We start from the raw sequence: 25,043 nt of genomic DNA, 5'->3' as shown, positions 1-25,043 counted from the left end.
CTCTATCCCTCTTTTTTTATTAAACTTCCATCTTCCATTTGGCAAAGTGTATTGCCATATTTTAAAATATCAAGCTCATGAGTAACTATAATAAGTGCAGTACCTTTAGAATTTATTTTTTTTAATAAATCCATTATCTCCATAGTAGTATTTTTATCCAAATCACTTGTAGGCTCATCTAAAATCAAAAGTTCCGGCGAATTAATCATAGATCTGGCTATCAGCACTCTTTTTAGCTCTCCTCCAGATAAGTTTTTAGGAAAATCATCTTTCAAATGCAAAATTCCCATCTCATCAAGAAGCATAGCTGCTTTTTCATAAGCAGAGTCATCTCTTTTAAATAGATAATAAGGAAGAGACACATTCTCTAAAACATTTAAATTTGGAAGTGTTCCTAGACTTTGTGGCACAAAACCTATGACTTCATTCCTATATTTGCTAATTTCTCTATCAGAAAAATCACTCATATCTTTGCCCTTGGCAAAAATTTTACCTTCAGTCGGCTTTAATAAACCAGACAAAAGATTTAAAAAAGTTGATTTCCCTGAACCACTTCTGCCAATTATATTGACAAAATCTCCCTCCTCCAAGGTAAAGTTTACATTTTTAACTGCAAAAAGTGTATTAGAACCTCTCTTAAAACTCTTACTTAAATTTTCAGTTTTAATTATTGATTCCATTATGAATTTCTTTCTTTCATAAAATAATAAATATTAACTAAAACCAATATGCCTGCCAACAATGTGCAAAGTGGAATGGTTTTTGCTCTGCAAGCCATATCAGCTTTCATGCATCCACCAATAAGCACATGAGCGTTTAGTATCTCTAAAATACCAATTGCTATATTTGAAATAGATAATCCTAAAGATATTTTTGAATCTTTAACTACCATAAGAATGATTGCTAATACTAAAATGACTGCGCCAATACCCATAGTCATATTTCCCATCCAATGGCATTTCATGAACATCCCATTTTCCATAGGAGGACAAACTGGTGTTATAAATTTTGGTGCAAGCACTAACAAGAGACCTATAATAGCAGAAATATATCCTAAAATCTTTTTTCTACTCATTTTAATTATCCTTTCTACTTATCTTTATTGATGACATTGTAATATAAAACCGTGTTTATATTTTTTTGAAAATTACATTAATTAAATGTAAATTGGTAATTAATATCATTTAATTATCATTTTTAATTATAGTTTGTAATTTTACTAAATTTTTACAAGATTTTCTTAGAATATATTTAAAAAAAATTTAAAAGAATTTAGATCTTGTGTCACTGCTTTTAATAAGTGGTTTGATGAAATATGCAATTCTTTTGACTGTACTTGGTCTAATAGTCCTCTTGAAGGCACACATACTAAGATAAAACTTTAAAGAAAAATTTTTTTGGTATGAAAAATTTTAATTTATTTAGAAAAAGAATTATGTTTGCATGTAAGTAGTGATAGGAAAACGGGAAAATTCACAAAACCCCTAGGGGTTTTGTTGCTATGCTTATTTTTAATGGTTTTTACTTATTTTAGATTTGATAGTTTATTAGTGTCTAAGTATTGATTTTTACATAAAAAAAGAGACTCGAGTTAACGAGTCTCACCATTATTTGACATAGAGCCTTTTTTTTCATTTACTGAGCAGGTGCTGTGACATGACTGGCAGCCACAACCGCATCCGCTTTTCTTGTGCATTACTTTTTTAACTGCAAGGGCAATTGCAGCAATTATAACAAGGGCGACTAAAATATTAATTGGACTCATACTTTACCACCTCATCCTTTTTCTTTTCAAAATCCCTTTCATTTAGCTTTGACCTGTCTTTTCTAAATAGTAAGTAACCATAGATAAATAGAACTACTATAGCGAGGGCTGTCATTAGGTTAAAGGATCCACCTTCAAGCAATCTGCCAAATTGATAAATCATAAAGGCAACTGTGTAGGAGAATAAGATTTGATAACCTATTGCTAGTCCAAACCATTTCTTTGAACCCATTTCTTCTTTTATAGCTCCCGTTGCTGCAAAGCAAGGAACTGTAAGTTGGTTGAAGAAAACAAAGGCAAAGGCTGATGCTGTAGTAAATCTTTCAGCTACAAGTGCAACCATTGGAGCATCTTCTGCTCCAACTTCCCCAATGCCTGCAAGAACTCCATAGGTTCCAACTACAATTTCTTTGGCAACAAGTCCAAGAATTGTAGCAACACTTGCTATCCAATCGCCAAAGCCAAGAGGAGCAAATACTGGTGCAATGGCCTTTCCTATTACTGCAAGAATTGAATCTTCAGGATCTGCATTGAAGTCCATAAAGTGTCCTGTAACAGAAATGCTCTTCAAGAACCAAATTGCAACTGTTGCTAGAAGGATTATTGTTCCAGCCTTTACTACAAAGGCCTTACATCTAAACCAAGTTGCCTTTAAAACATTGTGAGCACTTGGCATGTGGTACTCAGGAAGTTCCATTACAAAAGGAGCAGGATCTCCTGAAAAATATTTTGTCTTCTTTAAAATTATTCCTGATACAATAACGGCAAGGATTCCACCAAAATACCAAATAGGTGCATACCACCAGCTGCCACCTAAGAAAGCAGCAAACATTGCAATAACATCTAGCTTGGCACCGCAAGGCATAAAGGATGCAGTCATAATAGTCATCCTTCTGTCGTTATCTGACTCAATTGTCCTCGTTCCCATAATGGCAGGCACTGAACAGCCAGTTCCCATTAAAATCGGAATGAAAGACTTGCCAGATAAACCAAATTTTCTGAAAACTCTATCTAAGATAAAAGCAATTCTTGACATATATCCAATGTCTTCTAGGATTGCTATGAATAAAAACAAAGTAGCAATAACTGGCAAGAAACCAAGAACAGCACCAACGCCGCCGATAATTCCATCAACTAAAAGAGATGTCAAAAATTCTGATGTTCCAGCATTTTCCAAGAAACCTCTAAAGTTTTCGCCAATAATTTCTCCAAAGAATTTTTCATTTACCCAGTCCGTTACAGGTCCGCCAACATAATTTATTGCCAAAATGTAAACTAAAGTGATGATGCCAATAAAAATAGGAAGAGCCAAAAATCTATTAGTAACTACCCTGTCAATTTTGTCAGAAGTAGTCATTCCCTTTCTGCCTTTTTTTACAGCATCCTTAGTTACTTCAGACACAAAATTGTATCTTCCATCTGTGATTATGCCTTCGCCATCATCGTCATATTTTTCTTCAGCTTCTTCAACAATTTCATCTAGCCTTCTGCTTTCATTTCCATAGAGAGGAAATTCTTTTATTATTTTTTCATCTTCTTCAAAAAATTTAACAGCAAGCCATCTCTTAGCTGGATTGTCTCTTATGACACTGAAGTTTTCAATTTCCTTGATGTATTTTTCAATATCAGTGTCAAATTCGTGATAATGAGTATTTTTTTTGTGGGCAGCTTCCTTTGCCACATTAATTAACTTATCAATGTTTTCATTTTTTAAAGCAGAAATCTCAACAACCTTGCAGCCAAGCTTTTCCTCTAGCATCTTAATATCTATGAAGTCATTATTTTTTCTAACGACATCCATCATATTAAGAGCAATGACAACAGGAATGCCAAGTTCCACAAGCTGAGTCGCCAAAAATAAATTTCTCTCAATATTAGTAGCGTCCACAACATCAATAATTGCATCAGGTCTCTCATTTACCAAATAATCTCTTGAAACAACTTCTTCCAAAGTGTAAGGGGAAAGAGAATAAATGCCTGGCAAATCTGTGAAGTGAACATCTTTATCCTTTTTATACTTGCCAGTCTTTTTTTCAACAGTTACACCAGGCCAGTTACCAACATATTGATTTGAACCAGTTAAGTTGTTGAAAAGAGTGGACTTACCACTATTAGGATTTCCAGCAAGTGCAATAGTAATAGCCATCTTAGTCCTCCTTCTTTTCTATCTCTTCAATGGAAATGAGCTCAGCATCAGCTTTTCTTATGCTAAGCTCATAATTTCTAATGTTAATTTGTACGGGGTCCCCTAGAGGTGCCACCTTTCTTATGTATATCTCAGCATTTTTTGTGATTCCCATGTCCATTATTCTTCTCTTTAAAGGACCTGAACCATTAATTTTTTTAACAATATAATATCTACCAACAATTGCATCTCTTAATGTTTGCAAATTTACATCTCCTCTACTAAAATTTTCTTTGCAATGTCTTTGCCTATAGCAACTCTTGCATCTTTAATAGAAACAATTAAATTACCATCGTTCTCGTTTACAACTTTTATAATCGCACCCTTAACAAATCCAAGATTTGCAAGGTGAGATTCAGTGACGCTACTATTTTTTAAACTTTTAACTTTTAAAATTTTAAAATTTATATTTAATGGCGCCATTATCAAACTAAGCATCTTTACACCTACTTATTTAATAAGAAATAATTTTTTTTATATTTGAATTTGATTATCAATTTCTTAAACAATTATAACACAGCTAATTGAAAAATAAAATAAATCTGATAATATTTTTAAATTAATTTTATTAAAAAAATTATGAAATTTTTTCATAGATATAATATTTTTAACTCTTCGATTTTTAGAAAATTTTTATTTCGTTAAAGTAATTTTAAATATAATAAGTTCTAAACAAAAAAAGACAGCCTAAAAGCTGTCTTAAAATATTTATTTACTTTCACCATTAAGTGTTCTATAACTAATCCAACCATTTCCTATATTACACCAAGTTCTTCCATCAGCTCTTCTAGTGTCATATACATAAACTGGATCGCCCTTATAAAGACTAAACTCAACTCCATAAGAAAATCCTGGTCCACTTCTTACATTTGCTCTACTTGAAGTTACAAATTGATAAGTACCAATTAAATTTGATGCTTCTGCATTTTTTAATTTTGCAATTTGTGCTTCCAATTCATCTGCTCTTGCTTTTTCCTTTGACGCTTCACTTTCTTCTTGTGCCTTTTTTTCAAAGGATGTTTTTTGAGCATTTACATCTTCTAACAATTTTTTAAAGTCATTATTTTCAGGATCTACACTTATATAAGAATTTAGCCTATTAATAGCACCAACAAAATTATTGTTTCCAACTAATTGTGTTATTTCAGACTTAATTGCAGAATAATTTTTTTCTAAGAGGGCATCTTTTTTGTCCTTTAATTCCTCATCATCACTTTCCATATCTTTCAAAAAAGCAAGTGAAGATTCATAATCTCTTCCTTCAAATTTTTGATTTGCCTTATTTAAAGTTTCCTTAGCTTCAATATTCTTGTCTATCTTATTAATTGCTTCTAAGTATTTTTTATCATCACTTTTTTCGTAAAGCTCACTGTATTTTTCCCTAGCCTCTTTATAGTTTTTGGCTTCTAAATTTGCCTTTGCAGAATTTTCTAATTTTGTCATTTTATATTTTCCAAATCCAAAATTAAATAAAAGAGAGAAAACAATTAGTCCAATTACTACTACTCCAAATATAAGCCCCTTTTGTTTAGTTCCCATAGAATCATCTTTAAAGGAGTTATTTTTTACTATTGTTTCTTCATCTTGGTCATCATAATAATTATTCTTTCTGGATTCTTTTTCATCTTCATAATAAAAATCTCTATCTATTTTTTGAGTTTTAGAAAAATCCATATCTTCTCTCATATCATGCCCACATTCCATACAAAATACTGCATTGTCAGCATTGTCTTTCCCGCAATTTTTACATTTCATTTTTAAGCCTCCTAACTATTTTTTATTTTTATTTTTTCTTGAAATATCTACTTTAAGCTTTCTTAATTTATGAATAATTTCTTCATCAAGGGCTGTAACTTTCTCTTCTTTTAGCTTTTTTGCAACATGAAAAACTTTATTTTTTGAATTTAAAACTTCAGCTTCAAGTTCTCTTGCAGAAATTCTCGTGCCACCACGTGATAAAATAATTTGCTGCTCAACATTGTCACTTGTAGCCACTCGAACATTGGTAAGTTTTCCGATTTCGTCAAGTTGCCTCTCAATATAGTGGTCTGCTGTCTCAAACTCTTTGGTAAAAATTATATCTATTCCATCTCTCTTATAATTCTTACCACCAGATTTTTTCACTAAGTAGGCATCAAAAACAAGTATTATGTGCTCCTTTGTACTGTGAGAAAATTCAATCATTTCATCTATTAATTCATTTCTAGCTTCTTCAAGGGAAATATTTTTTAAATCTATTAAATTTTGCCAAGAATTTATAATATTATATCCATCTACAAAGAGATAAGACACATCTCTTTTGTATCTGCTAAAGCTTCTTCTCATTTTATTCTATCTAAAAATTTCATACATAACAATTGCAGCTGCAACTGATGCATTTAAAGAGTCAAAATCAGAAAAATTTGGAATAGTGATTATTTTATCAGAGTTTTTCAAAACATTTTTGGAAACTCCCTTGCCTTCATTGCCAATAACTATGGCAACTTTTCCAGAAAAATCACATTTTCTTATGTCTTCACCTTCAAGGTCTGTTGCGTAAATCCAAAATCCTGCTTCCTTTAATTTTTCCATTGCTTGAGAAATATTTGTAACCTTTGAAACATCAATATCATAAATTGCACCAGCAGAAGATTTTACTACTGTGTCATTAACTGTTGATGCCCTTCTATTGGGAAAAATAATCCCATCAACGCCAAAAAAGTTTGAACTTCTTGCTATAGCACCAAAATTGTGGGGATCTTCAATTTTATCTAAGATAAAAATTTTTGCATTTTCTTTGTCTCTTAATTTATTGATAAGATCATCTAGCTCAATATACTGAAAATCACTTACAAGAGCCACAACAGCTTGGTGATTTTTTGTGCCAGCAAGTTCTTCCAATTTTTCATTGTCGCTAGTTACTGTTTGAACTTTTAAATCTCTTGCCATGCCAAGGATCTTTTTTATTGAACCAGTGGCATTTTTACCCACATAAATTTTTTCTACTTCTTCATTTTTTAGGGCCTCAATAACTGGACCTCTTCCGTAAATATATTTCATTTTAAATTCTTAAACTTCTCTCTAATTTCTGCTGCCTTGCCACAAGTCATTTTTCCTTCTGGGCATGGTCCAGTCACGCATGCTGGTCCCTGGTCTTTAAATAAAAGTGGAGCAACTTCTTTTACTTCTCTTAACATTTCAGTTGCAAGTTCTCTTATTTCCCATTGAGCCCTTTCACAGCATCTCACTGTGAAGAAGTGTCTAAGAGTTCTAACATTCATTGTAACAACAATTTTTGTCTCGCAGGCATTGGGAAAGATATATCTTGCATCTTCTATAGACATTTTTTCCACAGATTTTTTTGCCTTTTCTTCATCCATTCCCTTTTCAATTAAGGGTCTTGCATTTTCCTTTACAAGAATTTCTACTAATTTGTCATAATCTTCTTGATCTCTTTTCATTGCTTCAAGGAAAATTTTCTTAGCTTCCTCATTTTTTTCGATTTGAGGTGGAATAATATATTCAAAGCTATCAAGCTTTACATATCTTTGTGATTGTTGGGAATAAGATGCAATTCTGTGTCTTACAAGTTGATGAGTAAGTGTCCTAGAAACACCTTCAATTGCAAAGGTAAAACTTACATGTTCAAGTGGTGAAAGGTGGGAAAATGACATAAGTCTATTTAAAAACTTTTCTGTTGATTCTTCAGTCAAATTCTCTGTAATTTCTTCAACACCAACTCTTGAATAGCAAAGTTTTGCTGCTGCAGCAATGGTTTTATCTGGATCCATTGTGTGTGAAATAATTTTTACCTTCATCCTATCATCTCCTTAAATATTTCTCTAATTCTATTATACCTTTTCAAAAGATAAAGATAGCCGAAAAGTGCCTCCAGTCCTGTTGCAATTCTATAATCAATGGGATCAGCATTTTTAGGTACTGTATGTGACTTGGCATTTCTTCCTCTTTTAAAAATTTTTATTTCTTCATCTGTTAAATTTTCTTCTATTTTTTCAAAAAGTTCTCTCTGTGATTTTGCGCGGACAAATCTAATACTTTCTCTGTGAAGTTTATTGGGATTTTTTCTAACATCTAAAATTTCACTTCTAACTAAAATTTCAAAACAAGCATCGCCAATATAGGCAAGGGCTAGAGGACTAAATTCTCTAACTTCTGCTTCGCTATAATTTTTAACTTCTAAAAAATTTAAATTCTCTTCCAAGTTGTCCCACTTCTCGTATCTTCTATTTCAATGCCCATTTCCTTTAGCTTGTCTCTAATTTCATCAGCCCTAGCAAAGTCCTTATTCTTTCTAGCATCATTTCTCTCTTTAATAAGACCTTCTATGTCTTCAGAAATTTCTTCTCTTTCGCCTTCCATGATGCCAAGAACTCTTGTTAGTTTCTTCAAAAGTTCTAAAGTCTTTTCTAACATTTCCTTAGAATTATTTTCATCAAGATTTAAGTTTATGTCCTTTACTAAATCAAAAATTGCAGTAATTGCATCAGCTGTATTTAAATCATCATCCATGGCACTTTCAAATTTTTCAATGTGTTTGTCAAAGGATTTAAATAATTTTTCTTCTTCATCAGTAATTTTTTCTACAGTGGACTTTTCTATTGCATCTTCAAGTTTATATTTAGCATTGTAAAGTCTCTTGCTGGAATTTTTTGTTTGTTCCATTACTTCTCTTGAAAAATTAATTGGTGAACGGTATTGAGTTGTCAAAAGGAAAAATCTCAAAACCTCAAGGTCAAATTCCTCTGCAATTTCTCTTACTGTAAAAAAGTTGCCCTTAGATTTTGACATTTTTTCATTATCAACAGTTATCATGCCGTTGTGTAGCCAATAATTTGCAAAGGGAACTCCGTTGCAAGTTTCTGATTGAGCAATTTCATTTTCGTGATGAGGAAATTGTAAATCTTCTCCACCAGTGTGAATGTCAATATTATCGCCAATTAAGGTCTTTGCCATAACTGAACATTCAATGTGCCAACCAGGTCTTCCTTCTCCCCAAGGAGCTTTCCAGAAAGGTTCCCCTTCTTTTTTATTTTTCCAAAGAGCAAAGTCACTTGGATTTTTTTTGTTGTCGTTTATGTCAACTCTGTGACCAGAAATTAAATCTTCAATATTTTTCTTTGAAAGTTTTCCATAGTCCTTGGCATGACTTATATCAAAATAAACATCTCCATTAGATACATAGGCAGCGCCCTTATCTATTAAAGTCTTAACAAAGGAAATAATTTCATTAATATGCTCTGTTGCTCTAGGGTTTAAAGTTTCATAATCGTAAAGGTGAAGACCATTTGCATCTTTTTTAAATTCTTTAATATATCTTTCAGCAATATCAGAAACCTTTACGCCTTCCTCATTTGCCTTATTTATCATCTTGTCATCAATGTCAGTGAAGTTTACAACAAACTTTACCTTCATTCCCTTGTATTCAAAATATCTTCTTAGTGTGTCAAATACAACAAGAGGTCTGGCATTACCAACATGGATAAAGTTATATACAGTTGGACCACAATTATAAATTCCAACTTCTCCCTCTTTAATTGGTACAAAATCTTCCTTTGTTCTACTTAGAGTATTGTATAATTTCATAAATCCTCCTATAAAAAAACGCCTCTCGTGAGACGATTATATACCTTTAAAAAATTTTTCGTAGTAATCAAGTCCTATAAAAGTTTTGTCTTCAACCATTTTCTTAATCTTACTTGGGTCTGCAAGATCAACATCCATAACTTCTTCCTCTTGCAAAGTTATTTCATCAAGGGAAATATTTTTACGGACTAAATAAATATAAAAAATTGTATTTCTCTCAGTGATGATTCTCTTTAAACTAAGTTCATCTTCACTAATGTCAATTCCAAGTTCTTCCTTGAACTCACGAACCATGCCTTCCTTTGGCGTTTCTCTAGAAATAACAGATCCACCAGCGGAACAATACCACATTCCAGAAAAAGATTTTTTATCGAGAGCTCTTCTTTGGATGATAAAATTTCCATCATCTCGCAAAATCCATCCTTCAACAATAATATGGTATTCATTATTTTTTAGACGCTCACCCTTTTTAATGACGCGTCTTTTCCATTTTCCTTTTTTATCATAAACATCCCAATATTCCACGACAAAACTCCTTATAGTTATTTTACACCATTTATCAAGTTTTTTAAAGATTAAGAGTACTTTATTTAAGTAAAATATACTCTTTATTATGGAGAATAAACTTTTAAAAATAAAAAAAGTGGAATTTTAAACTCCACTTAATCTTAAATATTTTTTAAAGATTTATAATCAAAGCCTCTTCTATATTCCACAAAGGATCCATCTTCTTTGTATACATAATCTCTTAGGGTTTTTTCTACAAGTCTTATATTAAATTTTTCATCTTTCGATTTATAAATTTCCTTTACAAAAATATCTGTATCAGAAAATTTTAATTTTCTTTCAGCTTGTACAATTGCAAGAAGAGAGTTTTGTAAGTGTTCTTTAAATATTATAAATCTTGCCTTTGTGGAAAATTTTGAATTATCATTGTCTAGAAAACATTGAAATACAAAATATTCATCTTCCCAGTAACCAAAAACTTCATCCTTTTCTTCACCCATTTTAAAGTCATCTAGACTTTCTACTATGTCAACAAAAAGTTCTCCTGTTTCATCATCATGAGAAAGTATGTATTTTCTATCCTTTAATTCTAAATCTCTTACACAATATTTTTCTATAATATTTAAATTCTTCATGCCTTAACAATCCTCTTTGAAAAAACTTGTAAAGTATATCTAGAAGCAAGGTATCCAATTAAATATATTATAACTGTGACTATAAGAGTTGGAATAATTCCTGCTTGGACAAATCTAGAATTTGGTACAAACATTTTTACTATGAAAAAAGAAGTCCACACGCCAAAAGCACTTTTTGTTGGTACTGAATAGTATATATTTCTGTCCTTATTATAATTTTTAAAGACTATTAAGGTTAAAATATCACTTAAGACTCCGCTCGCTAGTCCAGCCAAGGCCCCAAAAACAGAAAACCTAAGCATATAAATTGCATAGCATAAGGAAATTAAGGATACTGTCCCAATTTTTCTAGTTTTTAAAATTGTTGCTGTATATATAAAAGCAAAGGCTGGTGCTGTCATAAGCACTCTTGATGATGGTATTGGTAAACTCAAGGATATTGTATAAAGAATTTTACCAACAACAATCATCATGGCCAGAGAAAGGCCCATTAAAACCCAATCTTTCACTCTAAATTTTTTCATCTAATCACCTAAAACACAATAATTATCAAATTCTAAATAATCTCCAGTATTTGCAAAGGCCCTGGCCCTACATCCACCGCAAATATTATTAAAATTACAAGTTCTACACTTTCCCTTATATGATGAAGGATCCCTTAGTTTTTGGAAAACCTCACTATTATTCCAAATATTATAAAAAGAATCATCTTTTATATTGCCGGCCTCTACTTCTGCATAGGGACAGATATTTACCCTGCCATCATATACTAGGCTACAATAACTTGTACCTGCAATACACGACTTTTTCACTCTTGGGTCTAAATTTAATTTTTTAGCCAAGACAGTTGATTGGGGTGCACAAGTTGGCTTTATAAATAAATCTGACTCATACTCCAAAACTTTTTTAATAGCTTCTGTATATTCTTCCTTTGTAAGGTAGACATTTCCTAAGTTTTTTCCTCTGCCAGTCATTACCAAGAATAAAACATGGACTGAAGATGCTCCTAAGTCACTTGCAAAGTCCAAAAGACTTTCTATTTCCTTTAAATTAATTTTAGAGATAGTGGTGTTAATCTGAAACTTTACGTCATTTTTCTTTAAAATCTCTATGCCCCTCATGGTTTCATCAAAGGCTCCCTCATATCCTCTAAAGGAATCGTGAATATTTTTGTCCCTTGAATCTATGGAAATAGCAACTGATCTTATATGTTTTTTTATAAGCCCAATATTGTCTTCATCTATGAGAGTTCCATTAGTTCCAAGACAAGTATAAAGCCCAAGACTAGAAGCAAATTCTGCAAGTTCAAAAATATCCTCTCTCATTAGAGGTTCTCCACCGCTTAATTTAAGCATGTTAAATCCAGCTTTTTTTATATCCCTAAAGACTTCCTTTGCCTCTTCAGTAGATAACTCATTTGACAAGTCCACATCTTCTTTAGAATTTCTATAGCAGTGTTCACAGTAGAGGTTGCATTTTTTTGTAACATTATAGGATACAATTTTCATTTGTTCTATAACCTCCTAAAGAAATTGCCTCATAAAAGAGGCAATTCCAATATTATTTAATTTATTTTCTTATCAAAGTAGATATGGGTCATCTTCCCAAGCAATTAATGATTTTGGGTCTTTGGCATTTGTATCTCTTCCTTCTGGAGGAAGGTCCTTTGCAGATTCTGGTTCTGCAGGTTTTGTTGGATAATTTAGATCGGCATCTCTTGCATTTAATTTTTCCCATTCCTCACGAGATTTTGGTGCCTTCATTTCTAAATCAACACTATCAATATCAATGCCAAGAGCCTTTGCAACTCCCTTGCCGTACTCTGGGTCAGCTGCATAACAATTTCTAATATATCTGTGCTTAATTTGCATAGTTGAGTCGCCCATATTTCTTGCAGTGTTTTCAAATAAAACTAATTTTTGTTCATCAGTCATTCTGTTGAAAAGCATGCCTGGTTGAGTGAAGTAGTCATTATCATCTGCTCTATAATCATACCTCTTAGTTTCTCCACCTTTATCGTGAGGAATTTCTAAGTCTGGATGATCTTGCCAGCCACCGTAAGAATTTGGTCTGTAGTGAAGTTCTGCACCCTTATTTCCATCAACTCTCATTTGACCATCTCTGTGATAGTCGTGAGGATGATCTACACCAAGTGGTGAGTTTACAGGAATTTGGTGATGGTTTACGCCAAGTCTATACCTTTGTGCATCAGAATAGAAAAATGCCCTTGCTTGAAGAACCCTATCTGGAGAAAGTGCAATTCCTGGCACAATATTTGCAGGAGAAAAGGCAGCTTGCTCAACATCTTGGAAGAAATTGTCAGGATATTTATTTAGGACATATTCGCCAACTGGAATAAGTGGATAATCTTTCTTTAACCACATTTTAGTCAAGTCAAAAGGATTTGTTGGATGATTTTCAGCTTCTTCTTCAGTCATAACTTGTATATACATCTTCCACTTTGGATAATTTCCATTTTCAATTGCTTCGTATAAATCACGGCCAGAAGATTCCCTGTCCATGCCATTTACCTTTTCAGCTTCTTGGTCAGTGTAGTTTAGAATGCCTTGTTGGCTCCTAAAGTGGAACTTAACCCAAACTCTTGTGCCTTCTTCGTTATACATGGAGTAAGTGTGTGAGCCAAATCCGTGCATATATCTAAAGGAAGAAGGAATCCCTCTATCACTATTTATAATTGTAGTTTGAAGTAGTGATTCAGGTAGAGATGACCAGTAGTCGAAGTTTGTGTTAGGACTTCTTAAATGTGACTTTGGGTCTCTCTTAACTGCGTGGTTTAAATCTATAAACTTCATTGGGTCTCTAAAGAAGAATACAGGAGTATTGTTTCCAACAACATCCCAGTTGCCATCTTCTGTATAAAATCTTACAGCAAAGCCACGGATATCACGTTCGGCATCAGCTGCTCCTCTTTCACCGGCAACAGTTGACATTCTTGAAAATACTTTGCACTTGTTGCCAACTTTAGAAAATATTTTTGCCTTAGTATATTTTGTGATGTCGTGAGTTACAGTAAATTCGCCCCAGGCACCCCAACCTTTAGCGTGCATTCTTCTTTCAGGTATAACTTCTCTGTTAAAATGGGCTTGTTTTTCGAAAAGCCACAAATCTTGAACAGAGAGGTGACCATTCATGCCTGCTGTCATGGAATCTTCGTCATTGTCAACTACTTGTCCACCAGCTCTTCTAAGAGTAGGGTCATCATCTACATTTTGATTTCTACTAGGAATTGGGTCTCCTGCCTTATTTTTTTCAGTAGGGTCCATTTTCTTTTTATCGTCAGCCATTTTCTACCTCCTAAATTATAATAAAACATTGTTTTAACATATTTACTCTTTACCCTTTTATCAATAGTCTACACAAGTTGTAAAAAATTAAATTTATAAAAATTTTTTCAGTACAAAAAAACTCTTCACTGCAAAATTTTTTACAGTAAAGAGTTTGATTTTCTTTTAGCGACCACCTCCGCCGCCTCCGCCGAAGGATCCGCCTCCACCTCCAAGGGAAGTGGCTCCACCAAAGTTTGCACTTTGAAAACCAGTTCCACTTTGATAGGATTTATTGATGTTTTTTGAAAAACCGTTAGAAGCAAGATAAAAATTGTGATATAAGAAATAATTATTTACATAAGCTGGATAATTTTCTGCTCCCTTTACAAAATCTTGGTCCAAGAAAAATATTGATGAATATATTAAAAAGTCCTGCCACTTATTAAAGTCAACTTCATCAGTAACTAAATCTAAATAGTCCCTTATATAATTTTTAAACTTTATTAGATTTTCGTATAGCTCCTTGCCCTTTTCTGTGACCCTAAGCTCAGTTCCTCTTTTCTTTGAGAATAAAAATCTTTTTTCATAAGTGTAATTTTCCAAATATCCCTTTTCCTTTAAAGCCTCAATAGAATGATCTTCAAATTCATCATAATAATTTGTCATTTCACTTTTGTGGTCTCTTACATATTTTTTGAAGTCCTTTGCTGTAATATATTCAGCATTATTTTCTTTATTGGCAGAAGAAATCATTTGAAATAGTTCTTCTTCAAGAGGTCCCATATTCTTTGGCTCAGAAATAATTTTTATTTTATTTTTAGAAAAGCCACTGCCTTCTTCAATAAATTCTATATTACCATTAAGACTCCACTTTAAAATAAAGGAATTGATATAATTTCCAACTAAATTACTATCAACTAAATAAGCCTGGCTTATGAAAAATGCCAAATCTTCAAGAGGACCCTGGTAAGGTAAATCCTTGTAATATTCCCCCTTTAAATCTTTTATAGTGGCAAGTTCCTTTTTATTTTCAATTCTTTTTTTGCTAAAACCAAGAGTAATTAAACGAGCCACAAAATATATTACAGCTAGAACAGCAAGAAAAATCCCAGATAAAGCTGATTTTTCTAGTGTTGACATTGGTTTTTGATAAGCTTCGCCTTCTCTATTTTCCCAATGAGAACCTTCTGCTGCAAGTGTTGCATAATCATTAAAGTCTTTATCAATTTTATAAGCTGTGTTAAAGTATCCCTTTGGGAATTTTAGCATTACAGTTGCATAATCCACATAAGCTGATGAAGTCATTTGAATTTCTCCATCCACGTTATGAATTTCACCTTCCATACCAAAACCCCACATTTTAACATCTTTAAAGGGCTCATAGCCCTTTATCCTTATCTCAACTTTTTTAGGTTTTGGATCAAAATTTTCTCCAACAAATTTAAAAAATAACATATCGCTGTCATTAAGTCCAACAATTACAGGATTAATTTTATAGCTTAAATTATATGTATTGTCACTAAATTCACTAATCCCCCAAGTAAGTTCAACTTCGTCTTCTCTATCGATTCTTCCATAATGATATGCCTTGTCCTCAACGCTTGCGTCAATATTCCAAGGACTTAACTCAGTAAAATCTTTTCCAAGAGAATTTACAGAAAAATCTTCAATTTTAATTCCCTGTAAATTATTTATAAGTTTATATCTTTCAGTATAATCTTTATTGTCTTCATTGATTTTCCAAACTTCTTTTACTTCTCCTATGCCATTTTTATCGATATTTACATCAATATTAATTTCCTTAAAATCTTCTGCAAATACAAAGGCTGGCATTAGTAATAGTAAGATGGTCAAAGTAAAAATTTTTCTAAATTTCATGATTTCCTCCTTTATGAATTTTTTATACCCAAAATAATTATTCCAAAAAAGTATTTTTAAGTAAAATCTCATAATTTAAAATATTTAAAAGAAAAAAAGAAGCTGTCACATTGACAACTTCTTAAAAAATTTATATTTCTTTTAAATATTTATTTAATAATTTGTAGGAAGCTTCTTCATCTACGGTAGAAATTAGTCCAGCTGAAGATAAAATATAATTTTTATCTAAATAATATTTTATCTTCTTATTAATTAGATATTTATCGTCTAAATCCTCTATTGCTTGAAGAATTTTTTTCGGCTCATTAGAATTAATAAGCGATCCACCAGTTCCAATAAACATTTCCGCCGGTCTCAAATCTTTTCCGTATTGCTCGTAAATCGTCCTAGTAGGAGTTTTAATTTTTTTTATGTGACCAATATGTCTCATAAGTGAAGTGTGAGTAGCAATATAGCAAAGGACATTGTCAAAGAATAAATCTTTGTCATTGTCTGGAATATAGTTTGTGTGATTAAAACGATATTCCGTCTTCTCTTTTGCATCATTTATGCCAAATTTTTGGAAGGGCTCTTCACCTACTGACTCATAAAGAGCAGTGGCTGAATACCTCATACCCATGTCACCTTCCACAGTTCTTTTTTCAAAAGGCTCATCAATTGGAGGCGAAATTACATTTTCTTCTCCATAATAAGTTTTGCCAATTGAGTGAATGTCTGTAGTCGCTCCACCAATATCCACAGATAAAATAACTTTACCTAGATGTTTTGCGTAAACTGACATTGCTTTTTGAACTGAAACTGGTGTTGGCAAAAGAATTTCAAAATCCTTACTTAATAAATCAATTCCCTTAGCGTGAGCAATTGTCCTTATAAAAAGATCTCCGATTGTCTTCCTAAGTGGTTTGTAATTTATCGTGTTAGTAGTAGGCATGACATTTTCTGTAAAGTCACAAGAAATATTATTTTTTTCAAAAATTTTTCTTATTTCTTCATGTGTGTCAATATTTCCAGCCACAACAACAGGAGTTTTAAGCTTACCCTCTGCAAGTTTTTTTGCATTGAAGATAATATTATCTCTGTTGCCATAATCAGTCCCACCACATAAAACTATAATATCGGCACCAGAATTATTAATTTCTTCTACATTCTCATCAGTAAGTTCATAGGAATATACTCTTAAAATTCTGGCACCAGATGATAGTGATGCAAGCCTTGCTGCATCTGTTGTAAGATTTTTTGAAAAACCTATTGCTACAACTTTTAGTCCTCCTGATGCTGAAGAACAACCTAAAACTTTATCATATTTGACATCAGTAACTTCCCTTAATTTTTTATAGGCATTATTAAAGCCTTCTCTAACATCAGTTTCTACAGTAGTGTAGCTTGATGCACTGCCAAGAATTTCATTTTTGTCAGTATCCACTAAATTAAGTTTAGTATAAGTTGATCCAACATCGACTAAAAGATAAATCATGCTAATTTTTCATCTACAACTTTCATGATTTCAGCGTGATTTTTTTCTACAATTTTTCTTGTAGCAGCCATTTTATCTTCAAGTTCATGTCTATAGTCTTGATCTTTAAGTGAGTTTAAGTTAATGATTACATTTAAGAAGGCACCGTGAACTGCAGCTTCAATATTTAATAGAGCTACTGCAACATCAGTGATTGCATTTGAATTTCCCTTTTCAGCAAGTTCTCTTGCAAAGTCATAAAGTTCTGTGACTTTAGTTCCAAGTCCTAGAGGTACTTCAATTGCATTTCTATATCCTTCTTGAATCTTTTCAGATCTTTTAGCTTTTTCTTCTTCAGTTTCCTTTGGAAGTTTCATAGCATCCATAACTCCGTTAAAAGAGTTTGCATCTTTGTCAATTCCATTAACAAATTCGTCTTTATATTTTAATAATTCAGCTTGAATTTCTTCCATTCTATCAGAAACATCCATATATTTTTTCTTTCCAATAGTTAAACCTGCAACCATTGCAAGAAGTGAAGCTGCCATTGATGCATTAAGTGCAGCAATGGATCCACCTCCTGGTGCTGGTGAATTTGAAGCAGTTTCGTCAGCGAATTCTACTATAGTTAAATCTTTAAGCATTTTTCCTCCTAGAATAATCCAGTAATAACTCCGTCATTATCAATGTCCATCTTGTTAGCAGCTGGTACTTTTGGAAGTCCTGGCATAACCATGATGTTAGAAGTTTGAACAACTATAAATCCTGCTCCTGCTGAAACTCTTACATCTTGAATTTCAATGTCAAAGTCAGTAGGTGCTCCCATTATATTCTTGTCATCTGTAAATGAGAATTGTGTTTTTGCAACACAGATAGGAAGTTTGTCAAGTCCAAGTTCTTCAAGTTTTTTAACTTGTTTTTTAGCAGCTGTAGTAAATTTAGCTTGTCTACCTCTGTAAATTTCAGTAACGATAGTGTTTACTTTATCAGTAATGCTGTCATTTTCATCATATAGAGGTTTGAAGTTAGCTGAATCTTCATCAATTAATTCAACAACTTGTTTAGCTAAATCTTCAGCACCTTCGCCACCCTTTGCGAAACATTCACAAAGAGAAATTCTTACTCCAAGTTCTTTGCAAAGTTCTTCTAATTTAGCAATTTCAGCTTCAGTATCGTCAGCAAATCTGTTGATAGCAATAATAGCTGGAACACCGAATTTTTTGATGTTTTCAACGTGACGTCTTAAGTTAGCAAATCCCTTTTCAAGAGCTTCAACATTTTCAGTCTTTAATTCTTTTTTATCTACTCCACCGTGCATTTTAAGAGCTTTAATTGTAGCAACAATTACTACTGCATCTGGAGATAGACCAGCCATTCTACATTTAATGTCCATGAATTTTTCTGCACCAAGGTCAGCACCGAAACCTGCTTCTGTAACAGCGTAATCGCTAGTGTTTAGTGCAAGTTTTGTAGCTAAAATTGAGTTACATCCATGAGCAATGTTTGCGAAAGGTCCACCGTGAATAAATGCTGGTGTATTTTCAAGTGTTTGTACCATATTTGGTTTAAGTGCATCTTTAAGAAGCATAGCAACTGCGCCTTGGATTTCAAGATCGGCAACTGTAACAGGTTCTCCATCAAGATTATATCCGATGATCATTCTAGCAATTCTATTTTTTAAGTCTTCGATATTTTCAGAAAGACATAGAACAGCCATAATTTCTGATGCAACAGTAATCATGAAGTGGTCTTCTCTAGGGAAACCATCAGCTTTTTTACCAAGAGAAATAACAACATTTCTTAGAGATCTGTCGTTCATGTCAAGAACTCTCTTCCAAGTAATTTGTCTACAGTCAATTCTTAGAGCATTTCCTTGGTGAATGTGGTTATCTATACAAGCTGAAATAAGGTTATTTGCAGCTGTCATTGCGTGAAGGTCACCAGTAAAGTGAAGATTGATATCTTCCATTGGAACTACTTGTGAGTATCCACCACCTGCAGCTCCACCCTTAACACCAAAAACTGGTCCAAGAGATGGTTCACGAAGTGCTACTGCAGATTTTTTACCAATTCTATTAAGACCTTGAGTAAGTCCAATAGAAACAGTTGATTTACCTTCACCTGCTGGTGTAGGTGAAATTGCAGAAACTAAAATTAGTTTTCCATATTCGTTTTTTTCGTCAATTTTTTTAATTGCATCCCAAGAAATTTTTGCTTTATATTTTCCGTAGTTTTCAAGATCATCTTTTTCAAGACCAATCTTTGCAGCAACTTCTTCAATAGGAAGCATTGTAGCTTCGTCTGCTATTTGTATATCTGTTTTAAATGCCATATATTAAATTACTCCTCAATTAATAGTGTTTCAAGAACTTGTTCTGATTTTAAACCTTCAATTTGCATATAGTAAGCTGCTGAATCAACTAGAGCTTGTAGTGGAAGAAGTCCAATAAGTTCAGTATTAACAACAGTTACACCGTATCTTTTAGCTTCTGATTTAATCATTTCAAGAGCTTGGTAAATTGCAGTTTTTTCAAAGTTTACAAGGTTCATTGATACTTGAGTTTGACCTTTTTCTTCAAGTTCAAGACCAATAGCCTTAACAAATCTAAGTCCTCCACCAATGTGACGAACTTTTTTTGCAATTGTATCAGCAATAGTTAAATCACTAGTATTTAGGTTTACGTTAAATGCAACTAGGTGGAATCTTGCTGCAACAGCAGTAGCTCCTGATTTAACATTCATTTCTTGAGGACCAAAGTCTGGTTTCCATTCTTCTTCTTTAATTTTGTCGAAGAATCCTTCGTATTGTCCTTTTCTTACTTTTGCTAGGTTCTTTCTAGCTGGAGTAGAAGCTGCATCTTCATATAGATAAACAGGGATTCCCATATCGCCAATTGCTTTACCAACTTTTTTAGCATATTCAACACACTCTTCAGTAGTACATTCAGTTACAGGAACAAATGGTACAACGTCAACAGCTCCCATTCTTGGGTGAGCTCCCTTGTGTTTTGACATATCAATAATTTCAGTTGCAACTTTTACAGATTCAATAACTGCATCAATTACAGCTTCTGGTTCACCAATTACTTCAACAACAAGTCTGTTGTGGTCAGCATCTGGTTGATAATCGATTAATTTAATATTTTCTTTTGCTCTAAAGCATTCAGTGATTTGTTCAACTTTCTTAAGGTCTCTACCTTCAGAATAGTTTGGAATACACATTACTCTTTTCAATTTTTTCCTCCTATAGTATCTAATACTTTTTTCTTACCTTTTATATTATATATAATATTCTAAAATAATCAAAGACTTACAACTTTTTCTACTTCTTCAAGAAGTTTTCCAGAAGTTATTAATTCTTGAGCTTTTTCAAGTTCTTCGTAAATTTCAATCTTCTTATCTTCTTCAATAAAGTCTACTTGATTTCTAATTACATCGTGAGCAACTTTTGTACCTTTACCAAGTTCAAATTTGTTATCTTCCATTTCCATTCTGAAATCAAGAGCTTGAGCAGCTATCATAAGTTCAGTAGTTAAAATTCTTGCAGTGTTTTTAACAACTTCTCTAACTTTTCTTGAAGCCCAATTACCCATAGATACGAAGTCTTCTTGGTTTTCACAAGATGTTATAGAGTCAACACTTGCTGGGTGAGATAGTGTTTTATTTTCAGATGCTAAAGCAGCTGCAGCATATTGAGTGATCATAAATCCAGAGTTAAGTCCTGGGTGTTTAACTAAGAATGAAGGCATTCCAGAAAGTGTAGTGTTAACCATTCTTTCAATTCTTCTTTCAGAAACATTACCAAGTTCAGCAACAGCAATTGCTAAGAAGTCAAATGGTTGAGCCATTAATTCTCCGTGGAAGTTACCACCAGAAATTACTTTACCATCATGAGTGATGATTGGGTTATCAGTTGCAGAGTTAAGTTCGATTTCAACTTTTTCTTTAACATATTCAAGAGTATCTTTAGAAGCTCCGTGAATTTGTGGCATACATCTAAATGTGTAAGCATCTTGAACTCTAAGTTCAGCAGTGTGAGTTACATAAGTTGAACCTTCAAGAATATTTCTTAAATTTTCAGCAGTCTTTAGTGATCCTGCGTGTGGTCTAATTGTGTGAAGTTCTTCCCAGAATGCGTCAATGATTCCTCTTGAAGATTCACAAGCCATAGCTCCTGCGATATCAGCAATCTTAGAAAGTTTAAGTGCATCATAAAGTGCAAGTGCTCCAGTTGCTGTAAGAACTGTAGTACCATTAATTAGTGCAAGACCTTCTTTTGCAGCAAGTGCAATTGGTTTTAAACCAGCTTTTTCCATAGCATCTTTTCCTGGAAGAAGTTCACCTTCATAATAAGCTTTTCCAAGACCAAGCATTGGAAGAACCATATGTGCAAGTGGTGCTAAGTCTCCAGATGCTCCAAGAGATCCTTTTTCTGGAATAAATGGAACAACATTTCTATTTAACATTTCAAGAAGTAATTCAATAGTAGAAAGTCTGATACCAGAAACTCCCTTTAATAATGAGTTAATTCTAATAAGCATAACTGCTCTTGTTTCATCTTCAGGTAGTGGATTGCCAAAACCAGAAGCGTGAGTTCTAATAATGTTTTCTTGAAGTTGAGTTGAATCTTCTTTAGAAATTGAAACTCTTGATAGAGAACCAAATCCTGTGTTTATTCCGTAAACTACTCTTTCTTCTTCAACAATTTCTTCAACATATTGTCTAGATTTTTCTACATCAGCAATTGCCTTTTGGTCGATTTCTGCTTTTACATGATTTCTTGTAACTTCTACTAACTCTTCTAAAGTTAAGTCATTACCTGTTAATACTACTTTGTTCATAATTGTACTTCCTCTCTTTTAATTGATTACATTTTACTTACTAATTCAAAAGAAAATATAAAGATGAAAAATTATGTCATCTTTTGAAAAGTAGTTCCTATAAAAAATTCTCGCATATGCAAATTTTTTTCTTTGCAAATGTTTTCTACCATGATTTTATTCTAAATATAAACTATTGTCAATAATTTTCATGGAAATAGAACTCTTTTATCGAAAAAAATACAATATTTTACCTCTTTTTTTTAGTAATTTGCTCCCCTGATTTCTAGTTTTAAACAAAACTTACTCTAAGTCTATATAAAATAATTATATTTTGATAAATAATTTACAAAAACTTTAAACTATTTACTGTTATTTATTTTTTTCTATATATTTTTATGTCATAAATTTTACAGAAAAATAATTGCAAAAATAAAAAAAATGACTTAGTCGCCTAAGTCATAAAATTCATCTTAATCTTTTTTTATTAGTCCAATTGCAATGAGGGCAATAGAAAGAATAAAGGCAATTATTAGTGTAATGTCATCCTTGAGATAATCAATTAAATGATTTTTAAAAGATGAGGTAACTTTTAAATCCAAAAGTGGCATAAAGTGTAAAAATATTATTAATAAAACAGTCAATACCACGCCTGTAATTATGTACTTATCCCTAGCTTTCATTTATCTTCTCCTTTCTCACAATTAAATAAGCTCCACAAACTTTTTTTGCCCTTCCTTTACTTGTATTTCCATCCTTATTCACAATTTTAAAGTCATAAGAATTAATCTCAGGGTAAAGGCTCACAGTGGCAAAAGTTTTTCCTTCAACTTTTATATCAAGATTTAAATCTATTAAGATCTCTCTTTTTACATCAAATCCAAGAGCATTGGAAATTATTTTTGCATCAAGAGGGAAGTCTACCATATAATCATTTTTAAATTTTTTCTCTCCAAGTTTTACAGTGACTTCTTCATTTTTTTTATAGTCACAGATTGACTGATAATGATCTCCACTAAATTCTACTACATTTTTAACTTCTGAAATATCTTCAATTTTGTAGCCTTCTTTATTTTTTACTTCTTGCTCCCTATATTTTTCTCCTTCAAAAAATTTTATGTATTTTATTTCTGAAATTTCAAAGCCTAGGCTTTCTTCCCTTTGTTTTTTCTCTTCATTAGAAAGGTCTTTTATTTCAAACTTTTTCTCCTTCTTACTTTTTCTTCGCTACTATTTATTTGATTTTTACTTGAAATCAACTGGTCCTTAATATGTGAATTATAAGTCCTAGGTCCAAGATAAATTAAAAGCGAAAAAATAATTGCAAGAAAAATAATTATCTTCTTCACTGGTGATTTCATCAAGACTACTCCTTAAAAAGATTATATCAGCTGAAAAAATTTTTTTCCATGAAAAAAGCTGCAAGAAAAAATGACTTAGTCACCTAAGCCATTTTCATCTAGTATTTACAAAAATTATTTAAAGCACCTTTGCCAAAAAGTTTTGTGTTCTTTCGTTCTTAGGATTGCCGAAGACTTCTTCTGGACTTCCTTCTTCTACAATATAGCCGCCATCCATAAATAAAATTCTGTCGCCAACTTCTCTTGCAAATCCCATTTCGTGAGTTACAACAACCATAGTCATGCCTTCCTTGGCAAGATCTTTCATTATATCTAAAACTTCTCCTACCATTTCTGGGTCAAGGGCAGAAGTTGGTTCGTCAAAGAGCATTACCTTTGGATTCATGGCAAGGGCTCTAGCTATGGCAATTCTTTGTTTTTGTCCGCCTGATAGTGATTTTGGATAGGAATCTCTCTTGTCTGGAAGTCCTACTCTTTCTAAAAGTTCCATAGCCTTTTTTTCAGCTTCTTCCTTTCCCATTTTCTTAACAAGAGTTGGTGCAAGAGTAATGTTATCTATTATATTTAAGTTGTTAAAGAGATTAAAGGATTGAAATACCATTCCCATTTCTTCACGAACTTTATTTATATCAATGTCCTTTGAAGTAATTTCTTCATCATCTACAAAAATTTTGCCACTCGTTGGCTCTTCTAAAAGATTTAAGCATCTTAAAAAAGTTGATTTGCCTGAGCCTGATGGTCCAATTACAACTACTACTTCTCCGTCTTTTATTTCTTGATTTATTCCCTTTAGGACTTCAAGTTCTCCAAAGGATTTAGTCAAATTTTCTACCTTAATCATTTGCAAGTCTCCTTTCTAGAAGTCCCAAAGCCTTTGAAAGGCTAGTGGTCATAATAAAATAAATTACAGCTACAAATATGAAAGGTTTTACTAATTGATAAGTCCCTGAAGAAATAGTTTTTCCGGCATACATGAGTTCTCCAACTCCAACTGTATAGGTAATTGAAGATTCCTTTATAAGTGTAATAAATTCATTTACAAGGGCAGGAAGTATATTTTTTATTGCTTGTGGCATTATTACCTTAGCCATGGCTTGCTTCTTGTTAAGTCCAAGAGATCTCGCTGCTTCCATTTGTCCAGGATCAACTGAAGATATACCTGATCTTATAATTTCTGCAACATAGGCTGCTGAGTTTAAACTTATTGAAAGTGCACACAAAAACATTGGTGCAGTCAAAAGTGTAAATTGTTCTGGTATTATTTTTTTTAGTCCAAAATACACAATCATTATTTGCACAAGCATTGGCGTACCTCTAACCACTTCTATATAAATACTTGAAAGTATATTTAGTAATTTAATTTTTGATGTCTTCATTAGCGCAAGTATTATTCCAATAGTAAAACCTAATAATACTCCAATTATTGAAAGCTCAATAGTGGTCAAGGCCCCATTTAAATAGGTTGGAAGATATTTACCTGCGAAGGCAAATTGTTTAGATATAATTTCCATATTATTCCTTTCTAGTTTATCTAATTCAAAAAATAAAAATTCCCCACATAATGTAGGG

General features: G+C 32.5%; 29 protein-coding genes. 1 reads left to right on the top strand and 28 read right to left on the bottom strand.

Translation table 11 applies throughout. From position 1 onward, the window contains the following. Positions 1-2: 2 nt before the first annotated feature. Both JOD41_RS03600 and JOD41_RS03595 read right to left on the bottom strand, forming a co-directional pair. Positions 3-680 carry an ABC transporter ATP-binding protein gene (locus JOD41_RS03600; protein ID WP_005953819.1) on the bottom strand — a complete coding sequence of 226 codons (678 nt, stop codon included), beginning with the start codon at positions 678-680 and terminating at the stop codon, positions 3-5. Further along, positions 680-1,075, bottom strand: coding sequence for a DUF4418 family protein (locus JOD41_RS03595; protein WP_205051614.1), 396 nt, complete (start codon positions 1,073-1,075; stop codon positions 680-682). The genes JOD41_RS03600 and JOD41_RS03595 overlap by 1 nt, the downstream gene beginning before the upstream one ends. Before the next feature lie 172 nt (positions 1,076-1,247). Between JOD41_RS03595 and JOD41_RS09315 the strand changes: the two genes are divergently transcribed. Further along, positions 1,248-1,385 (top strand): transposase, encoded by a 138-nt coding sequence (locus tag JOD41_RS09315; RefSeq protein WP_205051778.1) that lies wholly within the window; start codon positions 1,248-1,250, stop codon positions 1,383-1,385. A 206-nt stretch (positions 1,386-1,591) separates the two neighbouring features. On the opposite strand, the gene JOD41_RS03585 is transcribed toward JOD41_RS09315, so the two are convergent. The 26 genes from JOD41_RS03585 to JOD41_RS03465 form a co-directional block, all read right to left on the bottom strand. Further along, positions 1,592-1,765, bottom strand: coding sequence for a FeoB-associated Cys-rich membrane protein (locus tag JOD41_RS03585; protein WP_205051613.1), 174 nt, complete (start codon positions 1,763-1,765; stop codon positions 1,592-1,594). Then, complete coding sequence (gene feoB, locus JOD41_RS03580) at positions 1,752-3,911, bottom strand: ferrous iron transport protein B (protein WP_205051612.1); 2,160 nt, start codon at positions 3,909-3,911, stop codon at positions 1,752-1,754. The genes JOD41_RS03585 and feoB overlap by 14 nt, the downstream gene beginning before the upstream one ends. Position 3,912: 1 nt before the next feature. Beyond that, positions 3,913-4,155 carry a FeoA family protein gene (locus JOD41_RS03575; RefSeq protein ID WP_019108501.1) on the bottom strand — a complete coding sequence of 81 codons (243 nt, stop codon included), beginning with the start codon at positions 4,153-4,155 and terminating at the stop codon, positions 3,913-3,915. Positions 4,156-4,157: 2 nt separating this feature from the next. Next, the gene (locus JOD41_RS03570; protein WP_205051611.1) at positions 4,158-4,388 is read right to left on the bottom strand and encodes a FeoA family protein; all 231 of its coding nucleotides are present in this window, start codon (positions 4,386-4,388) and stop codon (positions 4,158-4,160) included. Positions 4,389-4,658: 270 nt separating this feature from the next. Next, positions 4,659-5,705: a zinc-ribbon domain-containing protein gene (locus JOD41_RS03565; protein ID WP_205051610.1), complete on the bottom strand. Its 1,047-nt coding sequence runs from the start codon at positions 5,703-5,705 to the stop codon at positions 4,659-4,661. Positions 5,706-5,720: 15 nt separating this feature from the next. Continuing rightward, the gene (locus tag JOD41_RS03560) at positions 5,721-6,275 is read right to left on the bottom strand and encodes an NYN domain-containing protein (protein ID WP_205051609.1); all 555 of its coding nucleotides are present in this window, start codon (positions 6,273-6,275) and stop codon (positions 5,721-5,723) included. A gap of 6 nt (positions 6,276-6,281) precedes the next feature. Further along, a complete protein-coding gene (rlmB, locus tag JOD41_RS03555; RefSeq protein ID WP_205051608.1) occupies positions 6,282-6,989 on the bottom strand; it encodes a 23S rRNA (guanosine(2251)-2'-O)-methyltransferase RlmB in 708 nt (235 codons plus the stop codon). Then, positions 6,986-7,747 carry an FAD-dependent thymidylate synthase gene (gene thyX / locus JOD41_RS03550; protein WP_205051607.1) on the bottom strand — a complete coding sequence of 254 codons (762 nt, stop codon included), beginning with the start codon at positions 7,745-7,747 and terminating at the stop codon, positions 6,986-6,988. Before thyX ends, rlmB begins: the two co-directional genes overlap by 4 nt. Next, entirely contained in the window at positions 7,744-8,151 is a 408-nt protein-coding gene (locus tag JOD41_RS03545; RefSeq protein WP_205051606.1) for a Mini-ribonuclease 3, read from the bottom strand. The genes thyX and JOD41_RS03545 overlap by 4 nt, the downstream gene beginning before the upstream one ends. Continuing rightward, positions 8,136-9,533 carry a cysteine--tRNA ligase gene (cysS, locus tag JOD41_RS03540; protein WP_205051605.1) on the bottom strand — a complete coding sequence of 466 codons (1,398 nt, stop codon included), beginning with the start codon at positions 9,531-9,533 and terminating at the stop codon, positions 8,136-8,138. Before cysS ends, JOD41_RS03545 begins: the two co-directional genes overlap by 16 nt. Before the next feature lie 36 nt (positions 9,534-9,569). Further along, a complete protein-coding gene (locus tag JOD41_RS03535) occupies positions 9,570-10,058 on the bottom strand; it encodes an NUDIX domain-containing protein (protein WP_205051604.1) in 489 nt (162 codons plus the stop codon). Positions 10,059-10,201: 143 nt separating this feature from the next. Beyond that, on the bottom strand, positions 10,202-10,675 hold the full coding sequence (locus tag JOD41_RS03530) for a staygreen family protein (RefSeq protein ID WP_205051603.1): 474 nt from the start codon (positions 10,673-10,675) through the stop codon (positions 10,202-10,204). Next, a complete protein-coding gene (locus JOD41_RS03525) occupies positions 10,672-11,199 on the bottom strand; it encodes a hypothetical protein (RefSeq protein ID WP_205051602.1) in 528 nt (175 codons plus the stop codon). The genes JOD41_RS03530 and JOD41_RS03525 overlap by 4 nt, the downstream gene beginning before the upstream one ends. Then, the gene (locus tag JOD41_RS03520) at positions 11,200-12,183 is read right to left on the bottom strand and encodes a radical SAM/SPASM domain-containing protein (protein WP_205051601.1); all 984 of its coding nucleotides are present in this window, start codon (positions 12,181-12,183) and stop codon (positions 11,200-11,202) included. 72 nt (positions 12,184-12,255) lie between these two features. Beyond that, positions 12,256-13,980, bottom strand: a complete 1,725-nt coding sequence (locus JOD41_RS03515) for a catalase (RefSeq protein WP_205051600.1) — start codon at positions 13,978-13,980, stop codon at positions 12,256-12,258. A gap of 165 nt (positions 13,981-14,145) precedes the next feature. Next, a complete protein-coding gene (locus JOD41_RS03510; RefSeq protein WP_205051599.1) occupies positions 14,146-15,840 on the bottom strand; it encodes a DUF2207 domain-containing protein in 1,695 nt (564 codons plus the stop codon). Between the two features lie 130 nt (positions 15,841-15,970). After that, entirely contained in the window at positions 15,971-17,314 is a 1,344-nt protein-coding gene (gene glmL, locus JOD41_RS03505) for a methylaspartate mutase accessory protein GlmL (RefSeq protein ID WP_205051598.1), read from the bottom strand. Further along, on the bottom strand, positions 17,311-17,937 hold the full coding sequence (locus tag JOD41_RS03500) for a cyclodeaminase/cyclohydrolase family protein (RefSeq protein ID WP_205051597.1): 627 nt from the start codon (positions 17,935-17,937) through the stop codon (positions 17,311-17,313). The genes glmL and JOD41_RS03500 overlap by 4 nt, the downstream gene beginning before the upstream one ends. Positions 17,938-17,945: 8 nt before the next feature. Beyond that, entirely contained in the window at positions 17,946-19,625 is a 1,680-nt protein-coding gene (locus tag JOD41_RS03495) for a formate--tetrahydrofolate ligase (RefSeq protein WP_205051596.1), read from the bottom strand. Between the two features lie 8 nt (positions 19,626-19,633). Beyond that, entirely contained in the window at positions 19,634-20,527 is an 894-nt protein-coding gene (gene ftcD, locus JOD41_RS03490) for a glutamate formimidoyltransferase (RefSeq protein ID WP_156702657.1), read from the bottom strand. A gap of 68 nt (positions 20,528-20,595) precedes the next feature. Then, on the bottom strand, positions 20,596-22,134 hold the full coding sequence (gene hutH / locus JOD41_RS03485) for a histidine ammonia-lyase (RefSeq protein WP_205051595.1): 1,539 nt from the start codon (positions 22,132-22,134) through the stop codon (positions 20,596-20,598). A gap of 452 nt (positions 22,135-22,586) precedes the next feature. Continuing rightward, complete coding sequence (locus JOD41_RS03480) at positions 22,587-22,796, bottom strand: hypothetical protein (RefSeq protein ID WP_205051594.1); 210 nt, start codon at positions 22,794-22,796, stop codon at positions 22,587-22,589. Next, the gene (locus JOD41_RS09170; protein ID WP_239540980.1) at positions 22,786-23,040 is read right to left on the bottom strand and encodes a hypothetical protein; all 255 of its coding nucleotides are present in this window, start codon (positions 23,038-23,040) and stop codon (positions 22,786-22,788) included. Before JOD41_RS09170 ends, JOD41_RS03480 begins: the two co-directional genes overlap by 11 nt. A 263-nt stretch (positions 23,041-23,303) precedes the next feature. Further along, positions 23,304-23,474 (bottom strand): hypothetical protein, encoded by a 171-nt coding sequence (locus tag JOD41_RS09165; RefSeq protein ID WP_239540977.1) that lies wholly within the window; start codon positions 23,472-23,474, stop codon positions 23,304-23,306. A gap of 118 nt (positions 23,475-23,592) precedes the next feature. Then, on the bottom strand, positions 23,593-24,315 hold the full coding sequence (locus JOD41_RS03470; protein ID WP_070612018.1) for an amino acid ABC transporter ATP-binding protein: 723 nt from the start codon (positions 24,313-24,315) through the stop codon (positions 23,593-23,595). Further along, positions 24,308-24,985 carry an amino acid ABC transporter permease gene (locus JOD41_RS03465; RefSeq protein WP_205051593.1) on the bottom strand — a complete coding sequence of 226 codons (678 nt, stop codon included), beginning with the start codon at positions 24,983-24,985 and terminating at the stop codon, positions 24,308-24,310. Before JOD41_RS03465 ends, JOD41_RS03470 begins: the two co-directional genes overlap by 8 nt. Positions 24,986-25,043 lie beyond the last annotated feature (58 nt).

This window comes from Peptoniphilus gorbachii, from assembly GCF_016908115.1.
In the GTDB taxonomy this organism is placed as follows: Bacteria; Bacillota; Clostridia; order Tissierellales; family Peptoniphilaceae; genus Peptoniphilus_A; species Peptoniphilus_A gorbachii.
This window is presented reverse-complemented; position numbering and strand designations above follow the sequence as displayed.